Raw genomic sequence first — 267 nt, forward strand, 5'->3', positions numbered from 1 at the left:
GGACGTGCCTTCATCCGCGCCCGCAGGAACGATAGTGACAAAATCACGCGCATTGATTGTGCCCTGCCAGCTGAAATCGAAAGCGGCACCTGTTGCGACCTGCTCGGGCCCGGTCAGGGTGACCTCGGCCTCGACCACTTCAACCGGCACGCTTGCCAGCGTGCGACGGCCTTCGTTCAGCACATAGCGTAACTCGTAAAGGCCGGTGGTGGCGGGCGCTGTCAGATGGCCTGCGGTGGCATCATCAACGCGAATATACCCCTCGGA

Annotated in this window: 1 protein-coding gene; it reads right to left on the reverse strand. The window is 61.8% G+C overall.

Going from position 1 to position 267, the window contains the following annotated elements:
* Positions 1-267, reverse strand: a 267-nt coding sequence (locus MN186_RS00005) for a hypothetical protein (protein ID WP_242110740.1), incomplete at both ends; no start/stop codon positions are given.

The organism is Aliiroseovarius sediminis, assembly GCF_022678485.1.
GTDB classification, from domain to species: Bacteria; Pseudomonadota; Alphaproteobacteria; order Rhodobacterales; family Rhodobacteraceae; genus Aliiroseovarius; species Aliiroseovarius sediminis.